This window comes from Paraburkholderia sp. RHO2 (assembly GCF_050955445.1).
Taxonomy (GTDB): domain Bacteria; phylum Actinomycetota; class Actinomycetes; order Mycobacteriales; family Mycobacteriaceae; genus Prescottella; species Prescottella agglutinans_A.
In genome coordinates this window covers 899,822-919,270 of sequence record NZ_CP162617.1, presented here as the reverse complement: position 1 = coordinate 919,270, position 19,449 = coordinate 899,822, and the positions used below count along the sequence as shown (strand labels likewise).

Sequence of the window (19,449 nt, the reverse complement as noted above, 5' to 3'; positions counted from 1 at the left end):
GTTGAGCGTCCGCCTCAAACTCACCCTCACCTACGCCGGGTTCCTCATGCTCGCAGGGGCCCTGCTGCTCACAGCGGTGTGGGTCTTCCTCCTGCGATACGTCCCCGACAGCACGATCCACGCCACTGACCGGGCTGTCCCCAACCGCTCCGACCTCCTGCGAGCCTTCGGCCCGGCAGCTGCCGGAGTGCTGGTCTTTCTGCTGATCTTCGGAATGCTGGGAGGGTGGATCCTCGCCGGGAACATGCTCACGCCGTTGACCCGAATCACGAACGCCACACGAATCGCCGCCAACGGGACACTCTCACACCGTATCCGGCTGGAAGGCAGGGACGACGAGTTCCGCGAACTCGCCGACGCCTTCGACGATATGCTCGCTCGCCTCGAAGCTCACGTGGCCGAACAGCGGAGATTCGCAGCCAACGCCTCCCACGAACTACGCACGCCGTTAGCGATCTCACGGGCGATGCTGGACGTGGCCCGCAGCGACCCGCACAGGGACACCTCCGAACTCATCGTGCGCCTGCAGGAGATGAACACCCGAGCGATCGATCTCACCGAAGCGCTCCTCCTGCTCAGCCAGGCCAACCAGCGCTCCTTCGCCAAAGAGCCGGTCGACCTGTCCCTCCTTGCGGAAGAAGCCGCCGAAACGCTGCTTCCTCTCTCAGAAGAGCGCAGGCTCGCCATTCGCGTCTCCGGCGACATCACCCCGGTACTCGGCTCACCCGCGCTGCTGTTGCAGATGACCATGAACCTCGTGCAGAACGCGATCGTCCACAACGTTCCCTCCGGAGGGTGGGTGTGGATCAGCACCACCGCGGGCCCCGAATCCGCCACGCTCACTGTCGAGAACACCGGCGAGGAACTCACCCCGCTGCTGGCCTCGACACTCGCCGAACCATTCCAGCGCGGCACTGCACGCATACGCACCCACGAACACGTCGGCGTAGGCCTGGGACTGTCCATCGTCAAGAGCATCGTGCAGGCGCACGACGGAGCACTCATCATCGCCCCACGACCAGCGGGTGGCCTCCGCATCACCGTGGCACTGCCCGCCACGACACCGACTCCGACGGCCAAGGCGTCGAAGCCGGTGCGTTCGTTCACAGGTTGAGGGCGACCGTCGGGGGCGTCCTCGCAGCACGTACGGCCGGGTAGAGACCGGCCACGGCACCGACGACGAGGGTGGCACCGACGCCGGCAGCGAGCGCGAGCGGTGGAATGACGGGGATCCAGCCGTTCATGACCGCAATCAGGGCGGTGGCGACGCTACCCAAGGCAGCGCCACCCACACCCCCGAGCGCCGACAAGATCAGTGCTTCGGTCAGGAACTGCAGGCGAATGTGCGCGCGGGTTGCGCCGATAGCGCGGCGCAGACCGATCTCGCGACGACGTTCGAGTACAGAGATGATCATCGTGTTGGCGACACCGATGCCACCGACGATGAGGGCGATCGCCCCGAGCGCCAACAGCAAGCCCGTGAAGGAATCCGAGGCGGCGTTCGCCGCCGCCAGCGCGTCGGAAGGTCTCGAGACCGCGATGCTGCCGGGTTGTTCGGGTTGGATCGTCGGGGCGATCATCTGCCGTACCTCGGTCACGGTCCGATCGGTCGAGCGTTCGTAAACTCGCGTCGGTGCGGGACCGTATCCGTAGACGGATTCAGCGACGGGGACGCCGATCAGGGCTGCAATGTCGAGTTCCGGAGCAAGCGAAACCGGTTCCAGGATGCCGACGACAACAGCGTTGCGCTCACCCAACCACACCAACTGGCCCGACTCTCGGACTCCGAGCCGTTCAGCGGCCGTGGCCCCGAGAACCGTTGCCGGGAGGGACGCCGTGGCCTCGTTGAGCCATCGCCCTTCACCGATGCTCGCCCCGACCACCGCAGGCAGGTTCAACTCCGTGGCGGTGACGACAAGGCCACCGGTGCGTTCACTGTCGATCTCCGCATTGCGGTAGATGTGTGTGTCTTCGAGATCGGCGACGGATGCCGCCTCGAGCACTCCGGGGATGCGTTCGACTCTGGCCGAGGCATTCGCGGGGAGCGGGGGCGGCGGTGTGCTGCCGGCACCGGAGGCTTGGGTTGCGGTGAGAAGGTTCGTTCCGAGTTCGGCGAGTTGGCTGTTCAGACGCGCTTGGCTCGATGCGGAGGAGCCGACGACGGCGATCATCGCTGCAATCCCGATGGCAATTCCCAACGCCGACAACACCGCTCGCATCGGACGGGCGCGTAGACCTGCCGATCCGAGATACGCGAGATCGCGGCCCAGCAGCCGTGAGGAGAGCTCCTCGGCACGTGGTGGGTTCGTGGGGACGGGTGTCTGTGGTGTCATGCGATTCGCGTTTCGGAAGATGCGCTGTCGGAGATGATCCGTCCGTCGGAGATTGCTATCTGCCGGGGAAGACGGGCCGCGAGCGCGGGATCGTGGGTGATGACGACGATGGTTGTGCCGCTTCGGTTGAGTTCGTGCAGCAACTGCACAATGCTCTCCCCCGATGCACTGTCGAGGTTCCCCGTGGGTTCATCGGCGAGGAGGAGCGGGGGATCACCGACGACGGCGCGGGCGATGGCGACCCGTTGCCGCTCGCCACCCGACATCTGGTTCGGGTGATGTTCTGTTCGGTGACCGAGACCGACTCGCTCGAGCGCCGCTCGTGCCCGGACCCGCCGTTCGCGCCGGGGAACACCGAGATAGAGCAATCCGTCTGCCACGTTGTCGAGTGCCGTGACGCCTTCACTGAGATGGAACTGCTGGAACACGAACCCGATTCGGTGTGCGCGTAGGGCGGAGAGCTGTGCATCGGACATGTTTCGGGCGTCGGTTCCGTCGATGTACGCGACACCGGTACTGGGAAGGTCGAGCGTGCCGACGACGTTCAGTAGCGTTGACTTCCCGGACCCGCTCGGCCCGACCACGGCGACGAACTCGCCGTGGTCGACTCGCAGATCCACGCCGGCAAGTGCGCGGACCGGGGGTGACCCATAGGTGCGGGTGACCCCCACGAGGCGAATGATCTCCGTCATCGTCTCGGCACCACCACGTTGGTTCCAGCGCTGATACCCGCACCGGACACCGCGACTCGACCCGCAGAGAAACTGCCGAGAGTAACCGGGATCTTGGTAGTCCCCTCCCCTTCCGGAACTTCGACGGCGAACGAGTCCGGTCCTGTCGCGACCAGTGCGTCGACCGGAACGGTCAGCACTCCTCGGTCGGTGGAGGACGGGAACCGAACTGTCACGCTCGCCCTTACGAATTCGCTTGCGGCAGCTCGGTCGGAGAGGTCGACAGCGACGGGGATACCAATGGCGGGAGCGGCATTCGCATCCGGTGCAGGCTTCTCCGTCGGTGTGCCGACAGCGAGGACCTTGCCGGGCACCTTCTTGCCGTCCGGCAGGATGACCGTGACGGATGCGCCGGGCTTGGTGAGATTTTGGTCGGACAACTTCAGATCGACGGTGACGACCTTGACGGTCGAGGTCGCTTTGAGGATCTCCGTCCCGGGTTCGACCCGTGCGCCGAGCCGGACAGACAAGGTGCCGACCCGCAAGTCGATGGGAGAGAAGAGGATGGAGGTATGAGCAAGAACGCCTGCCGGTTCGAGGCCGAGGCTCTTCTGCCAGGCCCGGATGGCGTCGGCCGTCTTGGTGGTGAACTGCGTATCGATCCCGCCTCCGAACAGGCCGAAGGCAGCGAGATTCTCCTCGAGTTGGCGTACGTCTTCGCCGTTGGTCATACCCAACTCGAAGGTGCGCCACGCAGGGGTGTCACCACGTAGCAGAATCACTGGACGGGCATCGATCCAATACAGGGCCATGCCCGGCGGGACTACCTTCTCCGGCGATGGAAGCTCGGTGACGGTGCCGGCCGGCCCCGAGAGCACCGGCTGTTCATCGGCGTACTGCAGAGTTCCGTTGGCAGCCACCTCTTGCACGAGATCGCCGGTGGTCACCGGCACAGTGGTCAACGTCGCAGGGTCGTCCGCTCGCTCTTCCTGAACAGGGGTCCACGAATAGTGCCCGATCCCGGCCACAACAGAAGCCGCAACAGCAACCACCGACACAACGACTGCGCGACGACGCCGCGACCTGCCGCGAGATTCGCCGACCTCCGACAACGGATCGGTCTGACCGGATTCGCTCGTATATCCCGCGTCCAATTCTGGGGCGGCATCCTTCTGTGATCTCATCCTGTAATTTCCTTGCAGGGCCAAGTATTTGCTTCCCAGGACATCAGGTGGCGCGGCTATTCGGCGGGAAAGTCCTTGAAACAATCTTCGACCTTCTCCGATGGAACCTCGACGGGGAGGAAGATGGGCGTTTCGAGGGTCGGATCAGGGAAGTCGGGGAAACCCTTGTCACGGATACAGGCGGCCGCTTTCAACCCGAGGTCGAGCTTCTCGGTATCGCTCAGAGACGACTCCTGCACCGGTGGATTACCGAGCTTCCGCATACAGGCGGGGGCGGCCTCCATGATCTCCGGACTCGATTCGGTGATCCCCTGTCCCGGTGCAGGATCCTTCACATCGAAGCCCGCATCACGTAGACACTTGGCCAGCTGCAAGTCGTACTCATCGCGCGTCGTCGCACTGCTCGCTCCCGCCACCGTCGATGGCTCGGTCGAGGGCGGACCGGCTTTGGTGCAGGCCGACACCATGACGGCCAGCACGGGAACCGCGAGTAGCGCGGCCGAGAGCTTCCGGCGGGACCGAAGGGTGGCAGTGGAGTACATAGCGTTCCTTCCAAGACTTGGCGACTGAATGTCGGAGATCAGTCAACAAGCACTGGCGTTCCCGCACCGTTGAGAAAAACACATACACAAACGAAACATGTTCTTGTCGATCGTATGAGAGCTCCTGCGCCTCCAGCTGATCGGAAGTTCAGGGGTTGGGCAGGCCGCGAACTCGGCCGAGTCTGAACACGCTCGACAACGCCTCGACCGCCAACCGTGGCGGACCCGAGGCGACCACGCCGGGTTCGGACGTCATCGCGAACCCGGCGAGGGCGCCGCCCTCCTCGGCGACGAACACGCCGGTCCCCACGCTCATCCGTGACGTGTTCCCGGCGCGCACCGTCACGATGTCGGTGAGTGTCGTCATCAGCGGCATGGGCCTGGTGGCGATCCCCGCACCGTTTCTGGCCCGCTGGCTCATCGACAGCACCGGATTCCGCAGCCTGTCCTGGTTCACCCTGATCTGCCTGGCTGTCCTCGCACCGATGATCCTGCTCACCACCGCCGAGTCGAATCTACGGCTGCACTCACGACTCGATCTGGTCGGTGCGGTCCTGCTCGGCGCCGGCATCGGCGGCGTGCTCGTGGGCATCAGCTTCGGACCGGACTGAGGATGGACCGCACCGAGCACCCTCGCCTACCTCGCCGGCGGCGCCGTGCTGTCCGCGGCAGGTCACCGTTCCTCGGTCGCTGCAGGCAACCACGGGCGCACTGGCATCCGTCTCGCAGAACATCCTGCCCGCAGTGCTCCCGGTCGTCGCCTTCGTTGTGCTCAACTCGCACATCGCGATTGAACTCGAGGGCCAGGACTTCTACTCGGACACCGGCATCACGATCGGCTTCCTTATCGCGGACGCGGCATCGGCGGTGGCCATCGGCACGGCCCTCGCATTACCGCACAAGACCGAAGAGTCCGCCGAACTACAGGAGGTCGCGGCCGGGGCGGGCAGTGGACGGTGACCGGGACTGCGCCCGGTCACCGCGTCGCGGCAGTGACTGTCGCGAACTGTTCTGTCTACCGCTCCGGACTCGGGTCCGTGGCGAACTCGCCGGCAATCATCTCCGTGATGCTGCTCCTGACCGGACCGGGGATCCGGTTCGCAAACTTCTTCAGGTAGGCGTCGACCCATTCGCTCTCCTGCGCCAGGAACGGAAAATCGGAGCCGACCATATTGCGCACCGCCAGAATCGGAAGGGGCGCATCCAGTGCCGGGAACGCCGTGTTCCGTAACCCGGGCGTGGTGCATCCCGGATAGAACTGCCCGAGCATGAGTCCCTCCCGCACGAACTTGGACTTGCCTTCTCGTTGCGCCTCCTCGATCAGCGAGTAGTCGGAGACGTCGGGAAACACGAGGAGCACGGCCTTCAGGAGCGCATCGTCGCCGTCAACCGGCGGCAACTCGGGAAAGGCACCGAATACCTCGTCCACGGCCTCCGTCATCTGCTGACGACCGACGTCGCGGCCATCGATGAATCCGACCCAGAACAATCCCCGTGAGATCGACGGATGGGTGAACGGGCAGACCGGACCCGATCTGCCGAGATCTGCATGCGGTCGGGTCAGATAGTCACACACCCACCTACGGAGCACCTCCGAGCACCGGTGCTCGGCGCCCGCGCCCGCGCTCGTGCCCGTGCCCGTGCCCGTGCCGAACAGTTTCTCGAGTGGAACCGCGGTCACTTCTCCTCCTACCCGTTTCGCATCGCACGCTCATCCGACGCGGGAAGGTGCCGCGAGAGGGAAGAAACCGGCGGCTCTGCGCGCCAGATGCAGGAGCGTGGTGTCCGACGAGTGCCGCGAGTAGCTGAAGTCCTGAGGGAACCCTCTCGGAAGCGCTGTCCTCCAATGGGACTACCGGGTCCGGGGCAGCCGGGGGATCGTCGAGCGCGACCTCACGTCCGTTCGACCCGCCCGACGCCTCCACGGTAGTCCACGCCGTGGAGTCGAGCAACGAATGCGTGGTCCGTATTCTGCGGCGCACTACTCGGGCGCGCGCGCTCGATCGGCCAGATTCAGGTGCCGGTTGAGGAGTGGGCCCACGACCGAAAGTCCTTCCGGACTTGTCATTTGCTCGTGCCTCGTCGGGATGCGGTACTCGCGTATTTCACCGATGTTGTACTTGGTCCAGTCGGCCGCCCAGGTCTCATGATCGTGATCGTGATCGTGATCGTGATCGTGATCGTCGAGCGGATCCCTTGCCGCGCTGAAGTAGGCGACCGCGGCACCTTCGAGGGTCGACGGCCGATGCGCGCGAGCGGCATGAACGAGCTCGCGGTATTCCCGGTAGAGGGTCTCGAGGTGATCGGGAGTCAGTGATGAGAACAGTCCGCCCTTCGCACGCAGCAGCCGAGCTGCCTGATCGGCCGTGATGGTCGACTCCCCGTCATCGACCGCCTCCACGCCGCCGAACTCGGCGAGGAGGCTTGCAACAGTGGGCACCTCATCGTCGAACGCCGCATCGGTCGGCACGCGGGTGTCCATCATCGACAGGGTGAGCACGTCGTCACCGTCTCGGCGAAGTTGGACCGCCATCGCGTGCGCAATCTGGCCGCCGACCGAGTAGCCGAGCAGGTGATAGGGACCGTGTGGCTGCACAGCCCGGATCTCCCGGACGTAGCGGTGCGCAAGGGCGTCGAGCGACTCGAAACGTACATTCGGATCGGTCAGCGCGGGTGAGTTGATTCCGTAGAGCGGCCGGTCGTCGTCGATGTACTGCACCAAGCCGCTGAAACACCAGGCGAGGCCGATGGCCGGGTGTATGCAGAAAAGTGGGGTCCTACTTCCGTTGGCACGCAGCGGAAGTAGAACGGCGACCGCCGAACCTGCGGCGTCGTTCTCGACGGTCTCCGCCTCGCGCGTCTCGATCCGGTGCGCCAGCGACTCGGGCGTCGAATGTGTGAAGATCCACTCGACCGGCACCTCCGTGGAGATCGATTCCCGCAGTCGCGCGGCCACCCCGGTAGCCGTCAACGAGTTGCCGCCGAGTGCGAAGAAGTTGTCGTCCGCGCCGACTCTCTCGACACCGAGCTGGGCCGCGAACGCGGCCGCCACGGCGGATTCACAGCCTTCCTTCGGTGCCCGATATCCTGCCCTGGCCGCCGCGAAGTCCGGCGCCGGCAACGCCGCCCGATCAACCTTCCCGTTCGGCGTCACCGGCACCGCATCAACCACCACCACCGCCGCCGGAACCATATGCGGAGCCAACCGATCCCCCACGAACCCGAGAACCTCACGCACATCCAGATCCACACCCCCCTCCGGCACCACATACCCCACCAACCGATCACCGACCCCCTCGTCCGTACACACCGCCGCGACCGCCCGCGCCACCCCCACACACGCCGACAGAACCGACTCCACCTCCCCCAACTCCACCCGAAAACCACGAACCTTCACCTGCAGATCCGAACGACCCACATACTCGAGCGCCAACCCCCCACCCGACACCCGCACCCACCGCACCAGATCCCCCGTCCGATACATCCGCCGCCCCGACCCCCCGAACGGATCCGCAACAAACCGCGCCGCCGTCAACCCCGCCCGATTCCGATAACCACGCGCCAAACCCGAACCAGCCAAATACAACTCCCCCACCACCCCAACCGGAACCGGCCGCAACCACCCATCCAACACACACTCCCCCACACCACGAATCGGACCACCAACCGTCACCCGATCACCCGGCGCCATGCGGGCACTGGCATTGGACTGAATCGTCGCCTCCGCTGGACCGTACGTGTTGAACATCCGCCGGCCGAACGCCCACCGCGTCAACAGCTCTGGCGGACACCGCTCACCACCGACCACGATGGTCCGCAGATCGTCGAGGCCCACCGGATCGACCGTCCCCAACAGTGTCGGCGTCAACGCGACATGAGTCACCCTCTCGCGCTGCAAGATCCGACCCAACTCGGCTCCGCCGAATACCGCCGGCGGCACCACCACCAGCCGCGCACCGAACCCGAACGCCCACAACTGCTCGAGCACCGCCGCGTCGAAACTCGGCGACGCAACATGCAACACCCGCGCATCCGGGCCGAGCCTGAACCGCTCCCCCTGCTCCACCACCAGATTGGCCAACCCCCGATGCGTCACCACCACCCCCTTCGGCACCCCCGTCGACCCCGACGTGTAGATCACATACGCCGGATGATCCGGCGACAACGCAGCGGTCCGCTCACCATCGGACACCACCGCCGCGGCACACCCCGCCACCTCCACCTCGACCGACTCGTCATCGAGCACCACCCACGGCACAATCCCCGGCAACTCACCCGCCACGCCCCGCGTCGTCAACCCCAACACCGCACCCGAATCGGTCAACATGTGCTCGAGCCGAGCCGACGGATACCCCGGATCCAACGGAACGAACGCCGCACCAGCCTTCGTCACCGCCCACACCGCCAACACCGACTCCAGCGACCGCCGCACACCCACCGCCACACACGACTCCGGCCCCACACCCCGACCGATCAACCACCGGGCCAAACGATTCGACCGCTCGTCCAACTCCCCGTACGTCCAACGCCGGTCGCCACACACCACCGCCACCGCACCCGGGTCTCGCGCCGGCCACACCGACAACAACTCCGGCAACACCCTCCCGGCCACCTCCGCCCCACCCGACACCGACACCAGCTCCCGGTGCTCGGCCGGGGAGAGCAGATCCAGCCGGGCCAGCGGCAGGTCGGGGTCGGCGACGACGGTGTCGATCACCCGCAGGACCCGCTCGAGGGTCCTCTCCATCGTGTCGTGGTCGAAGAGCTCGGGCAGGTAGGAGATTCGCAGGCGCAGGCGCGTGTCGATGTCCGCCACCACGCCGATCGGATAGTGCGAGGCGTCGGCCCCGTGCACATCGACCACCCGCATCCCGGCGACGTCGGTCTCCGATGCGATTCCGGTTCGATCAACCGGATACGACTCGAACACCGACATCGTGTCGAAAACCGCCCCGGGCCCGGCCACCCGCTGGATGTCGGCCAGGCTCACGTAGTGGTGATCAAGCAGCGCTGCCTGCTCCGCCTGGATCCGGTCGAGGAGCTGCCCCGCGCTCTCTCCGCTGTCCACCCGGACGCGCACCGGCAGTGTGTTGACGAACAAGCCGATCATCGATTCGATGCCCTCGAGCTGCGGGGGCCGCCCCGACACGGTCGTGCCGAACGTTACATCGGTTCGGGAAGTCAACGCGCCCAGCACGATCGCCCACGACGCTTGGAGCACCGTGTTGACGGTGATCCCGCGCGCACGCGCAAGCGAGATGAGTGCGGCCGTCCGTTCCTCGGTCAGCCCGCCGACCACCTCGCTCGAGTCGGAGTATCGACGACCGGGATCGGCCGACGCCACGAGCGTCGGCTCGTCGGCCCCGTCGAACACGCGAGCCCACATCTCGAGTGACCTGTCGGCGTCCTGCTCCCCTATCCACGCCAGGTAGTCCCGGTACGGGTACACCCTCGGCAACACCGCAGCATCTCCGTCGGTGCCGTAGAGCAGTAGCAGTTCACGCATGAGCAGGGGCGTCGACCAGCCGTCGAGCAGCAGATGATGACTGGTCAATACCAGTCGGTGACGCTCGGGTCCGGTAGTGATGAGCATCCAGCGCAACAGCGGGGCGCGAGCCGGGTCGAACCGGGTCGCCCGGTCTGCGCGCAGTATTCGGTCCAACTCGGTCCGGCGCGTGCTCTCGTCCTGCTGGGAGACATCGATCTTCGTCCAGTGCACCACGACGTGTTCCTGGACCACCTGCACCGGCCCGACGGCGGTATCGGCCACGAACGCGGTCCGCAGGTTCGGATGCCGATCCAGCAGCACCTGTCCCGCGCGCCGCAGGCGCGCGGCGTCGACGTCTCCACGCAGCTCGAGCATCAGCCGCACCACATAGGCGTCGGCGGACTGCTCGGACACCGATGCGTGGAACAGCAATCCCTTCTGCAGCGGGGAAAGTGGCCACACGTCCGTCATGTCCGGATACCGGTTCTCCAGCCGTTCGACCTCCGACTGCCGGAGCGTGACCAGGTCGAAATCCGACGGTGTCCGTCCACCTGCCCCGGGCGCGTGGGCATGCGCGGTCAACGTCTCCAGCATCGCGCACCACGACTCCGCCAGCTCGCGGACCTCGGCCGCGGTCAGCACTCCACTCGGGAACGTCCACGTCGCGCGCAGCCTCGGGTCGCCGGCACTGCCGACGGTCAGGGCGTTGATGTCCAGCACTGCCGACACCGGCATGCTCGGATCCTGGGCACCCGAGAGGTCGTCGGCGTCCTCGACGGGAATCCAACCGGCCTCACGTCCGCCGACCGGAACAGCGCCGGCGACCCGGCCGAGGTAGTTGAACGATATCTGCGGCACCCGCAGGTGGCGCAGCACCGACGCGGCGTCCTCGTTGAGATAGCGCAGCAGTCCGTAGCCGATCCCGTGATCCGGGACGGCGAGAAGCTGCTCCTTGACGGTCTTCACCACCGCTCCCGCGGACGGCCCGCCCGAGTACGCATCGTCGAGGTCGATACCGGACAAATCCAGTCGGACAGGGTAACTCGTCGTGAACCACCCGACAGTCCGGGTCAGGTCCGCGCCCGGGACCACGCCCTCCTCGCGCCCGTGACCTTCCAACGCGACGAAGGCCTCGCCCGGCACGGGTTCCCGCGACGCGGCGGCGCGCCCCCGGCGCCATCTCGTCACCGCGATCGCCAACGCGGCCACCAGAGCGTCCCCGACCGCGCCGTGGAAGACCGCCGGCACCGTGGTCAACAGCGCCTCGGTGACGTCGCCGGGCAGTTCGACGCACACACTCTCCACCGCCGAGTGCACGTCGATCGTGGGATCGAGGGGCCGGGCCCCGATCACCGGATCGTCCCCCGCAGCCATCGCCTGCCACATTGCCTGTTCGGCAACACGTTCCGGCCGGTGGGCCGCCTCGACCAGCCCGTGCGCCCACCTCCGCATCGACGTCCCGACAGGCGGAAGTTCCGGCTGTAGCCCAGTCGCGATCTGCGACCACGCTGCCGCCAGATCCGTGACCAGCACCCGCCAGGACACCCCGTCGACCGCCGAATGATGAACCACCACCAGGACGCGGCCCCGGCCCGCCTCGTCGGTGGGATCGAACCAGACCACCTGGATGACGATTCCGGCCACCGGGTCGAGCCGGTCCGCGGCATCGTTCAGCTCCGCCGCCGCCCGCTCGTGGAACGCAGCGCTGCCGTGGTTCGGCGCCATCGCGACGCGGTGGATGACATCGGCAGCCCGAATCGCTCCGGCCGACAGCACCTCCCACGCCCAGTCCCCACCAGGCACCGGTCGCACCCGTGCACGTAGCATGTCGTGCCGATCCAGCACCGCCTGCACCGTGCCTGCCAATGTTCTCGCGTCGGTCCCCGGCGGCAGACCCAGCATCAGCGCCTGCGAGAAACGGCCGAACCCGGATGCTCCCCGTTCGAGCAGCCACCGCATGATCGGCGTCAACGGCACCTCTCCGACGCCACCACCGGCGAGTTCCTCCAGCACCGGGGCCGAGCCGCCGTCCCCACGGACGGCAACTTCCGCCAGCCGTGCCACAGACCTGCACTCGAACACGTCCCGCGGCGAGAACACCACGCCCGCCGCCTTCGCTCGCGCCGCCAACTGGATCGACATGATGCTGTCGCCACCGAGCGCGAAGAACGAATCCTCCACGCCCACCCGGTCGAGACCGAGCACTTCCCCGAACAGCTCCGTGAGTACCTTCTCGATCTCCGTGCCCGGTGCCCGGAACTCGCTCCTGGCCGCCGCGAAGTCCGGCGCCGGCAACGCCGCCCGATCAACCTTCCCGTTCGGCGTCACCGGCACCGCATCAACCACCACCACCGCCGCCGGAACCATATGCGGAGCCAACCGATCCCCCACGAACCCGAGAACCTCACGCACATCCAGATCCACACCCCCCTCCGGCACCACATACCCCACCAACCGATCACCGACCCCCTCGTCCGTACACACCGCCGCCACCGCCCGCGCCACCCCCACACACGCCGACAGAACCGACTCCACCTCCCCCAACTCCACCCGAAAACCACGAACCTTCACCTGCAGATCCGAACGACCCACATACTCGAGCGCCAACCCCCCACCCGACACCCGCACCCACCGCACCAGATCCCCCGTCCGATACATCCGCCGCCCCGACCCCCCGAACGGATCCGCAACAAACCGCGCCGCCGTCAACCCCGCCCGATTCCGATAACCACGCGCCAAACCCGAACCAGCCAAATACAACTCCCCCACCACCCCAACCGGAACCGGCCGCAACCACCCATCCAACACACACTCCCCCACACCACGAATCGGACCACCAACCGTCACCCGATCACCCGGCGCCATGCGGGCACTGACATTTGCCCAGATCGTCGTCTCGGTCGGCCCGTACAGGTTGAACATCGACCGACCCCCGGCCCATCGATTCACCAACTCCGGAGGGCAGGCTTCGCCGGCCACCATCAGATTTCGCAGCGACTCCAATCCTGTTGTATCCGTGGAACTCGGCGTCGTCGCGGCTACGTCCAACGATGCCAGCACCGTAGGGGTGAGCACCGCGTGGGTCACACTCTCGGCATCGAGCAGCTGCGACAGCTCCTCGCCGCCGTACAGGGTCGGCGGGGAGATCACCAGCCGCGCACCCGAACCGAAGGCCATCATCTGCTCGAACACCGCCGCGTCGAAACTCGGCGACGCAACGTGCAGTATCCGTGCATCGGGACCCGCCCCGAGCCGTGCGCACTGCTCCGTCACCAGATTGGCCAACCCCCGATGCGTCACCACCACACCCTTCGGGACGCCCGTCGACCCCGAGGTGTAGATGACGTACGCCGGATGGTCGAGAGACAGCGCAGCGGTCCGTTCACCGGCGGTCACCACGGCACTGGAGAATCCCGCCACCTCCGCCTCGACGGCCGGATCATCGAGCACCAGCCAGCGCGCGGACCCCGGCAAGCGATCCCGCCACTCCGCGACCGTGACACCCACCGTCACCGCCGAATCCGACAACATGTGCTCGATCCGGCCAACCGGATACAACGGATCCACCGGCACGAACGCCGCACCGGACTTCGCGACCGCCCACGCCGTCGCCACCGACTCCAGCGACCGCGGCAGTGCCGCCGCCACACCCGACTCCGGACCCACACCCTGCAGGATCATCCACCGCGCCAAACGATTCGACTGCTCGTCCAACTCCCGATACGTCCAACGCCGGTCGCCGCACACCACCGCCACCGCGCCCGGATCGCGTGCCGCCCACTCCGCCAACAACTCCGGCAGCACCTTCCCCGCGACCCCCGGCCCACCCGACATCGACATCAACTCCCGACGCTCCGCCGGGGACAGCAGCTCAATCTCCCCAACCCGTGTCGAAGGCGACGAGACCACCTCCTCGGCAATGCGGAGGAAGCGGTCCGCGAAGCGCTGCACCGTGTCCGAGTCGAAGATGTCGGTCGCGAAGCCGAAGGAGGCCGCCATCCCGCGAGGTGCGTCGTCGACGGGGTCGAACTCCTCTGAAAGGCTCAGGTGCAGGTCGTAACGGGCGATGTCGAGGCCGACATCGACGGGCTCGACCGTGAGCGCCGGCAGGGCGAGGTCGGGCGGCTCGACGTTCCGGAACTCCAGCATCACCTGGAACAGCGGTGAATACGCCGTCGACCGCACGGGCGCAACAGCTTCGACGACTCGTTCAAATGGGACCTCCGCGTGGACGAGGGCATCGAGATCACATGTGCTGACGTCACCGAGGAGGTCGGTGAACGAGCCCCCGGGCTCCACCGGTGTCCGCAACACGACGGTGTTGACGAACATACCCACCACGTCGTCGAGCGCGGCCTCGCCGCGTCCCGCCGTCGGTGTGCCCACCGCAATGTCGGTGCTCCCGCTCAATCGGCTCAGCAGCACGGCGAGCATCGCGTGCATGACCATGAACATGGTCGAATGATGTTCGCGAGCAAGGTCGTGTAGTCGTCGATGTAGATGCGCGCCGATCTCGAACCGAACGCTGCCTCCCTGCGTCGACCGCCACACCGGGCGTGGTCGGTCCATCGGCAACTCGATGCACGGCGGCATCCCCGAAAGCGTCGACCGCCAGTACGTCAACTCGCGCGCGAACAGCGAATCGGCCTCGGACTCGCTGCCGAGCATCCGTCGCTGCCACAGGCTGTAGTCGGCGTACTGCACTGGCAATGGCGCCCAGTCCGGAGGCCGTCCATGCAGACGGGCGGCGTATGCCACCGCCGCGTCCCTGGCGAGCGGCACCATCGACGAACCGTCAACCGCGATGTGGTGCATCACGATCGCCAGCACGTGCTCATCCGGACCGATCCGGAACAGCGCGGTCCGCAGGGGTATCTCGTCGGTGACGTCGAAGCCGGCGGCGGCACGCCGCACAAGGTGCGCACGCAGCTCCGCCTCCCCGAAGACCGATACCGGCGTGAGGTCAGGATGTACCTGCCCCATCGGCACCACCACCTGGCGGGGTCCGTCCGCGGACTCGGGATAGACGGTCCGGAGCGTGACATGTCGGTCCATGATGTCGGCAAGCGCCAACCGCAGCGCATCGATGTCCAGGTTGCCCGACAGCCGAAGCGCGATGGGAATGTTGTACGCGGGCGACGACGTATCGAGTTGGTTCACGACCCACATTCGCTGCTGGGCGAGGGAGATCGGAACACTGTCGGGCCGCGTGCCCGCGGTCAGTGCCGGCCGGGCCGACGATTGACCGTCGATGCCCTCGAGCCGGGCCGCGAGCGCGGCAATGGTGGGCGCCTCGAACAGGTCACGGATATCGATGTTCCGACCCAGCGCCGAGTTGATCCGGGCGACTGCCTTGGTCGCGACCAGAGAGTTTCCGCCGAGGTCGAAGAAGTGCGCATCGACGCCGAGGTGGTCCACCGCAAGCACCTCGGCGAAGACGATTGCGATTGCCTCCTCGGTCGGTGTTCGCGGTGGCCGGGACTCGGTACGCCTGGTCCCGAAGTCCGGCACGGGTAGAGCGGCGCGATCGAGCTTGCCGACCGGTGTCAACGGAATCTCGTCGAGCATCGTGATCGCCGCGGGCACCATGTGGTTCGGTACCGACGCACGGACTTGTGCCGTCAGCTCGGCGGGATCGGGGACGTGCCCGGCGGCGGGGAGCACGTAGGACACCAGGACCGGGTCGCCGGCCGGTCCCGCACGGCTGAGTGTGGCAGCGAATCGCACATACGGGTGGGCCATCAGAGCCGCATCCACCTCGCCGGGTTCGGTCCGGACGCCACGAATCTTGACCTGGAAGTCGGTGCGGCCCACGTACTCGAGCTGCAGGTCTCCCTTCCGATCGCGCCGCCATCTGACCACGTCCCCGGTGCGGTAAAGGCGTTGTCCCCGTGAACCGAACGGATCCGCGACGAAGCGAGCTGCCGTCAGGCCCGCCTGATTCCGATACCCACGTGCCAGCGACGCACCGGTGAGATACAACTCCCCCGCCACACCGACCGGCACCGGCTGCAGACGCCCGTCGAGTACGAACTCCTCGACACCCCGGATCGGGCCGCCGACTGTCACCGGTTCCCCCGGCGACCCGATATCGCCGAGGTTCGCCATGATGGTCGCCTCCGTCGGGCCGTAGCCGTCGAACATCGAGCGCCCAGGTGCCCACCGCGCCAACAGCTCAGGAGAACATGCCTCACCTGCCACCTCGAGATACCGCAGGCAGCTGTGCCCCCTGGGATCGACCGACGACAACGTCGACGGTGTCAGGACCGCATGGGTGACGCGGCCACGATCGAGCAGGGCGGACAGTTCGTCGCCGCCGTAGACCGTCGGTGGTGCGATGACCAGGCACGCGCCCGACGCGAACGCCCACACCAGCTCGAAGACCGACGCATCGAAGCTGGGGGAGGCGAAGTGCAGGACCCGCGCACCGGGTCCCGCGGGGTAACGGTCGCGTTGTTCGGCGGCCATGTTCGCCATCCCCCGGTGCGTCACCACCACCCCCTTCGGGACCCCCGTCGACCCCGACGTGTAGATCACATACGCCGGATGATCCGGCGACAACGCAGCGGTCCGCTCACCATCGGACACCACCGCCGCGGCACACCCCGCCACCTCCACCTCGACCGACTCGTCATCGAGCACCACCCACGGCACAATCCCCGGCAACTCACCCGCCACGCCCCGCGTCGTCAACCCCAACACCGCACCCGAATCGGTCAACATGTGCTCGAGCCGAGCCGACGGATACCCCGGATCCAACGGAACGAACGCCGCACCAGCCTTCGTCACCGCCCACACCGCCAACACCGACTCCAGCGACCGCCGCACACCCACCGCCACACACGACTCCGGCCCCACACCCCGACCGATCAACCACCGCGCCAAACGATTCGACCGCTCGTCCAACTCCCCGTACGTCCAACTCCGGTCGCCGTACACCACCGCGATCGCATTCGGGTCCGTGCCCACCGATGCGGCGAACAACCCCGGCAAAGTCGTCGCGGGCAACGCCTCCGCGCCGGACACCGGCACCAGCTGATCGCGCTCCTCAGGGGCAAGCACATCGACGTCGCCGACCGGGGCCGACGGAGCTGCTGCCGCGTACTCGAGAATCCGCAGCAGCCGATCCGCGAAGGCCTGCAGTGTCGCTGCGTCGAACAAATCGGCCGCAAACGCCAGATCGACCGACAGTCCTGCCGGTCGACCGCAGTCGGTGAAGCTTTCACCGACGGTCATCTGCACATCACAGAGCTCGGGACAGCAGTCGTCGGGTGCCGTGACCGATACGTCGGTCACCGCAGTCCGCTCGGGACGATCGGGGCCGAGAACCACCTGTACCAGTGGCGGGCTGTCCGGGGCGCGGTCCGGGGCGACGGCCTCGACCACCCGGCCGAACGACACCCCCGCATGCGAGAAGGCGTCGTGTTGGCACTGCTTCACCCGGTCCAGGAGGTCCGCAAACGACCGTCCCGAGTCCACGTGGATCCGCAACACCACGGTGTCGACGACCGCCTCCGCACCGTCGAGCGCGGCGTCGGCCCGGCGGGCAATCGGCGTACCCACCGCGACGTCGTCGGAGCCGCTCACGCGGGCCAACAGTGCCGCCAGCCCCGCATCTATCGTCGTGAACATCGTCGAGTCGTGCTCGCGAGCGAGTAGTTGCAGCTTGCGATGCAGTTCCGCACCGAGATTGATCTGCAGGCTCCCGGACTCTGCGGACCGCCGTTTCGGTCGCGGCCGATCCGTCGGCAGCCCGAGCCGGACCGGCATCCCCGCCAGCGCGTGTTGCCAATAGTCCAGGCAAAGCGCTTCCGCCCGCCGACGCTCTCCTTCCCTCGCACTCTCACTGTGGATCGTCGCCAGCGGCGATGCTGGACCGGACGACAGGAAATCCTCGATCACACCGACGAACCGCTGCTGGTGAATCCTCAGGTCGTCGAGACGGTAGCGGACCGGATTTCCCCGGAACTCGACGAACGTCCTTGCAGGGGTGCCTCTTTGATAGACGTTGATCAGCAGGTCCGCGATCGGACCGGAGGTGAGCACATGAAATTCGCCGGTCACCGAACCGAACTCGAGCTCCTGACGGAAGAGCATCACGTTGACGATGGGCGCAGCGGTCCGGTGAGCCTCGACACCGACACTCGGCTCCCGCACGATCTCGGCGAGGTTGCCGCGCTGGTGACGCAATGCGCCGATCAGTTCCAGACCCACCCGCTCGACCAGTTCGCCCACCGTGTCGGCGGGACCGACCCGAATCCGAAGCGGCACCACGTTGACGAACATCCCACCGGAATGGCGTAACACCGCGGTGGTCCGCCCGGAGACCGGGACGTCCACGCGCACCTCCTGCCGGCCCGTCATCCGCGCGAGGTAGCAGGCGAACGCCGCGATGATCACCGCAGCCGACGTTCGGCTCGCCCCACCCTCGGTGTCCTCGAGCCGGGCGGCCGTGTCTTCGTCGAGCGCTGTGGTCACCAGCATGTCGCGGGCCACCGGGGGACCGTCTCGCTCGGCCAGACTCACGGGCGCAGGCAGCCCCCGCAACCGCTCGATCCAGTACGCACGGTCCGCCTCGAACCGGCTCGAGGCGCGGTACCGACAGTCGAGTTCGTACAGCGTCCGCAGATCGGCTGCACGGCTGGGTTCCGGTTCTCGGCCAGACACCGCAGCGGAGTACAGCGCCGCGATGCGGTTCACCATCGTCATCGCGGCATACGCGTCCAACGCGACATGGTGCACCCGGGTGTACCACAGGTACTGCGCATCACCGACCTGCAAGATCGTCGACACGCCCAGGTCGTGCATGGGGTTCGCCGGACGCGACCGGTCCTCGCGCATCCACGCATCCGCGGTCGCCACGGGATCATCCTCGCCGCGAAAATCAATGAAACCCACCGAATTGTCCAACGACGGGTCAACGACTTGCCTGGGCTCCCCGTCGACCTCGATCAACCGGAGGAAGGCGCCTTGAACCTCGCGCCCCGCGGCCACGGCCACCTGTCGGAACAGGTCGAGATCGAGGTCTCCGCGGAGTTCCACGTACTGCGCGATGCAGTACGGAAGGTGTGGGGCCAGTTGCTGCGCGAGCCAGACCTCGTACTGCGCCGACGACAACGGAAACGGTTCCGATGCAGCAACTTCCATAAGAAACGTTCCCAATCCGGTTCACGTCGGCTCCGCGTGCTCGGCCAGCGGAGTGCAATCTGGTCGTGACAGGCGGCACGTCCC

General features: G+C 66.8%; 10 protein-coding genes. 3 read left to right on the top strand and 7 right to left on the bottom strand.

Annotated elements, in window-relative coordinates; translation table 11 throughout:
- Position 1: 1 nt before the first annotated feature.
- A complete protein-coding gene (locus ABTV10_RS04090; protein ID WP_499032741.1) occupies positions 2-1,114 on the top strand; it encodes a sensor histidine kinase in 1,113 nt (370 codons plus the stop codon).
- Here the strand turns inward: ABTV10_RS04090 and ABTV10_RS04085 are convergent.
- The 5 genes from ABTV10_RS04085 to ABTV10_RS04065 form a co-directional block, all read right to left on the bottom strand.
- On the bottom strand, positions 1,104-2,333 hold the full coding sequence (locus ABTV10_RS04085; RefSeq protein WP_499032739.1) for an ABC transporter permease: 1,230 nt from the start codon (positions 2,331-2,333) through the stop codon (positions 1,104-1,106). The two genes, ABTV10_RS04090 and ABTV10_RS04085, sit on opposite strands and share 11 nt — an antisense overlap.
- Entirely contained in the window at positions 2,330-3,025 is a 696-nt protein-coding gene (locus ABTV10_RS04080) for an ABC transporter ATP-binding protein (protein ID WP_433610040.1), read from the bottom strand. The genes ABTV10_RS04085 and ABTV10_RS04080 overlap by 4 nt, the downstream gene beginning before the upstream one ends.
- On the bottom strand, positions 3,022-4,188 hold the full coding sequence (locus ABTV10_RS04075) for a peptidoglycan-binding protein (RefSeq protein ID WP_499032737.1): 1,167 nt from the start codon (positions 4,186-4,188) through the stop codon (positions 3,022-3,024). The genes ABTV10_RS04080 and ABTV10_RS04075 overlap by 4 nt, the downstream gene beginning before the upstream one ends.
- 56 nt (positions 4,189-4,244) lie before the next feature.
- Positions 4,245-4,730 (bottom strand): hypothetical protein, encoded by a 486-nt coding sequence (locus tag ABTV10_RS04070; RefSeq protein WP_499032735.1) that lies wholly within the window; start codon positions 4,728-4,730, stop codon positions 4,245-4,247.
- Positions 4,731-4,878: 148 nt separating this feature from the next.
- On the bottom strand, positions 4,879-5,097 hold the full coding sequence (locus tag ABTV10_RS04065) for a hypothetical protein (protein WP_433610034.1): 219 nt from the start codon (positions 5,095-5,097) through the stop codon (positions 4,879-4,881).
- Between ABTV10_RS04065 and ABTV10_RS04060 the strand changes: the two genes are divergently transcribed.
- Positions 5,084-5,341, top strand: coding sequence for a hypothetical protein (locus ABTV10_RS04060; protein ID WP_499032733.1), 258 nt, complete (start codon positions 5,084-5,086; stop codon positions 5,339-5,341). The genes ABTV10_RS04065 and ABTV10_RS04060 overlap by 14 nt on opposite strands.
- A 133-nt stretch (positions 5,342-5,474) precedes the next feature.
- Positions 5,475-5,690, top strand: a complete 216-nt coding sequence (locus ABTV10_RS04055) for a hypothetical protein (RefSeq protein ID WP_499032731.1) — start codon at positions 5,475-5,477, stop codon at positions 5,688-5,690.
- Positions 5,691-5,745: 55 nt separating this feature from the next.
- On the opposite strand, the gene ABTV10_RS04050 is transcribed toward ABTV10_RS04055, so the two are convergent.
- Together ABTV10_RS04050 and ABTV10_RS04045 are read right to left on the bottom strand one after the other, a co-directional pair.
- A complete protein-coding gene (locus ABTV10_RS04050) occupies positions 5,746-6,411 on the bottom strand; it encodes a DUF6875 domain-containing protein (protein ID WP_499032730.1) in 666 nt (221 codons plus the stop codon).
- A gap of 300 nt (positions 6,412-6,711) precedes the next feature.
- Positions 6,712-19,365, bottom strand: a complete 12,654-nt coding sequence (locus ABTV10_RS04045; protein WP_499032728.1) for an amino acid adenylation domain-containing protein — start codon at positions 19,363-19,365, stop codon at positions 6,712-6,714.
- Positions 19,366-19,449 lie beyond the last annotated feature (84 nt).